The sequence below is a fragment of the Vibrio sp. genome, from assembly GCF_050299255.1.
GTDB lineage: Bacteria > Pseudomonadota > Gammaproteobacteria > Enterobacterales > Vibrionaceae > Vibrio.
The window spans coordinates 1-3,138 of the sequence record NZ_JBNKVP010000150.1 but is presented as its reverse complement, the minus strand read 5'-3'; the positions used below and the strand labels follow the sequence as shown (position 1 = coordinate 3,138).

Sequence of the window (3,138 nt, the reverse complement as noted above, 5' to 3'; positions counted from 1 at the left end):
GTGATCTTTCTGCCGGTAATTCAGGCGCTGGGGATTCATCCGATTCATTTTGCCGCTATTGTGGGCGTTAACTTAGGTTTAGGTAATGTCTCTCCACCTTGTGCGCCTATGCTGTATATGGCCGGAGGGATAAGTAAGCTGGGGTTGGAGCAGTACTTCAAACCAACGCTGATGCTCTTGTTGTTCGGCCACTTGCCGATAGTGTTCATCGTGACTTTCTTCCCGCCGCTTTCCTTGTACCTGCCAAAGTTGATTATGGGTGTGATGTAAATTGATTCAGAGTCTGAGATAAAAAATCCCTCACAGGTTTGTGAGGGATTTTATTTTTTACTAAACGTTCAGGTGAACTATTTAATAGCGATGCGTTTGTGGGCGATACCGGTATGACAGTTAATACAAGTCTCTCCGCGTTTTTCCATCTGTTCGTGATTGAGCCTAGCCCGCTGTGGTTGCTTGCTAAGGTCAAAATTGTCACCAACATGGCAAGCACGACAGTTAGCAGAGTCATTCTCGAGCATCATATCCCACACATGTTGAGCCATGCGTGGACGGTGATCTTCGAAATTCTCCTTTGTTATCGTGCCTTGTAACATATGGAAGATATCTGCTGTCGCCATGATCTTCACTTTCATCTTGTTAACGAAGTCATGAGGCACATGGCAATCTGCACAAGTTGCAAGAACCTTGTCTTCACTAATGTAGTGCGGGGACGCCTTGTACTCCTGTACTATGGTGTCGATCTTTAAGTGACAGCTAAAACAAAACGCATTTTGGTTAGATGCCACCATCACTCCCTGAAAACTCGCTAACCCAGCTAGTATGACAAATACACCGATTGGAATGCCCAATAGCAAGGGCTTTTTCAGCCAACGCCATAGCCGCTGTCGTCTGGATAGCGCATCTTGAGGGGGGGTAGGTTTTCCCATTCGTCCTCCTCAGGAAGCAGGCGCTTTCACGCCTGCTGATCCGGAGTTATTTTTTGCTGTCTTCCAAATAACGCGCTTTGAACGCTGCCTGTGCTTCTTTACGTGCACGTTTCACTTCATCGGGCTCCTTACCGGAGAACCAAGCGTGCTCAGGTCTGCTTAGGATTTCTTCCAGTACAGCTTTCGCACGTGTAGCACCTTCGGTATTGCCGGCGTGTTCCGCTTTCTCAACAATTTCGAGATACTGAGGAACCATCTGTGAATAGAAGCGTTCGGCAACTTCAAACATACCGTGCCATTGAACGTAGTCCGGTGCCTGCATGGCTGCGCCATGGCGAGCACGACGACCTTCGTGGTGCCACAAGTAGAACCAGGTCCACTCGATCTCTTCATCGAAGCCAGTTTCTGTCAGCATGCCTTCTTTAGTTAAGGTCGCCATCAGAGTTTTACCAGGAGAAGCGAATTTATCGTTGTACAGGTTAACCAGTGAATCGAACTGTTGATAGAAATTATCGATCATTGGTTTAGTGTGACAAGATTGACATACGTTTTGCATATCGGCACGACGGTCTTCCCAGGACTTAGTCTCTTTACCGGCCGCTTTAGCTGCAGCATCAATTTTTTCAGATACAGCCGGGCGCAGTGTCCAGGAAATACGGTTACCTACATCGTGAGTAACTGGTAGCTCACGAGTTGCAGACATATGACAGGTCGCACAGGTAGGTGCAGCGTCGTAATCTTCACCGGCAATCCATTTAGAGGAATCCAGATTCATGCGATCAACGTTCGCATAGAAGTTGATACCGTGCTTAGACTCTTCGTAAATCTCTTTCTGAGGATGGTCTGGGCCCAAGTGACACTTACCACACGCTTCAGGACGGCGAGCCTGTACCATGGAAAATTCATGGCGTTGGTGACATGCGGTACAGGCACCCAGCGAACCGTCTGGATTGATCCGGCCGATACCCGTGTTTGGCCAGGTGGCGGGGTCTAGGTCGCCATTTTCGAGAATTTTAACTTCGGAGCCGTGACACTGCCAACAGCCATTGACTGCAGCAGGGGAGGCGCCATTCATAGTCAACGAACCCTCAACAACTTCGGCTAAGAAGTTATCGAGTGAGCCGATAATCTTACCGGCATTGGCGTGGTGACTAGCCGAGAACTCTTCTACCTCCTGGCTGTGACACTGACTACAATCTTTTGGCGACACGATGACTGCGATATCGTAGCCTTCGTGCTTGATTGCATCTTTGTCTTCAGGAGATGCCTGGTGACATTCATAACAACCGACGTTAGCGCCGTAGTGTTTAGAACGTCCCCATTGGGCATAAATAGAAGGGTTTTTATCCTTGTGACATGCTGCACATTCTTTACTTTCGTCGCTTAATTGCTCGAAAGGTTTCATCACCAACGCTTTAGGCTGGGCGGCAACAGGTAAGGATAGAACCAGTGAAAAGGAAATTATGGCGAGGGATATGAACAACATCCCAGGCCTTAAAATTAACCGTCCAATATCCATAATGAACCTCGTTTACAGGACTGCAGTGCATTGCTGCATTGTGTTTATATATTGTTACGACTGCTCTACTTCCATCAATGATTCTACAAAGCTAATTCATATCCCACAAAGCCGATATGGTTAATTTGCCGACGAGGTAACGTTATAACATTCAATATACCCCTAAAGTATTATTGCTAGTTATTGTCAGTATTTGTTGAGTGTTTTGTAATTAGTTAACTGTTTGGTGTAAAAGGGAAAACACATTTTGCAATAATTTGGGAATAATGTAATAAAACGGATGTTTTGTTAGCGCTGTAAATTAATTAAATATTCATTTGTGAGACAAAAGCATATCGAAAATCTAATTGAGAACTATAAACATTTAGCTAGTTGATTGGCTCAGTAAACATAGATTTTAACGAAAATGTTACCAACTATTGTTAGATTATAAAAATAAGTTATTCGTAAAAAACGTGGCAGATATAAAGCAGGAAATACTAAACTAATTAGATAGTGAGGTTGCAAACACCATTAAATAAAACATTTGGTACGGTATATTCGATTAACAGAATCAATCCCGGCTGTTACTTGACGATCAAACGGAGTTGAACTCGTCTATCTGGGGCAAAAGCCGCGCCTAAGTCTCCGGGAGCTATCTGCTACGCGCACGCGCATAAATTTTTCAGATCGGCGGTACGAACCCGATAGACG

General features: G+C 45.3%; 3 protein-coding genes. 1 reads left to right on the top strand and 2 read right to left on the bottom strand.

Going from position 1 to position 3,138, the window contains the following annotated elements:
- Positions 1-270, top strand: a 270-nt coding sequence (locus tag ACQY6F_RS18555) for a TRAP transporter large permease subunit (RefSeq protein WP_428776569.1), incomplete at its 5' end; no start/stop codon positions are given.
- 77 nt (positions 271-347) lie between these two features.
- On the opposite strand, the gene ACQY6F_RS18550 is transcribed toward ACQY6F_RS18555, so the two are convergent.
- Positions 348-926 carry a NapC/NirT family cytochrome c gene (locus ACQY6F_RS18550; RefSeq protein ID WP_428776568.1) on the bottom strand — a complete coding sequence of 193 codons (579 nt, stop codon included), beginning with the start codon at positions 924-926 and terminating at the stop codon, positions 348-350.
- Positions 927-972: 46 nt separating this feature from the next.
- Complete coding sequence (locus ACQY6F_RS18545; protein WP_428776566.1) at positions 973-2,331, bottom strand: multiheme c-type cytochrome; 1,359 nt, start codon at positions 2,329-2,331, stop codon at positions 973-975.
- Positions 2,332-3,138: the final 807 nt, after the last annotated feature.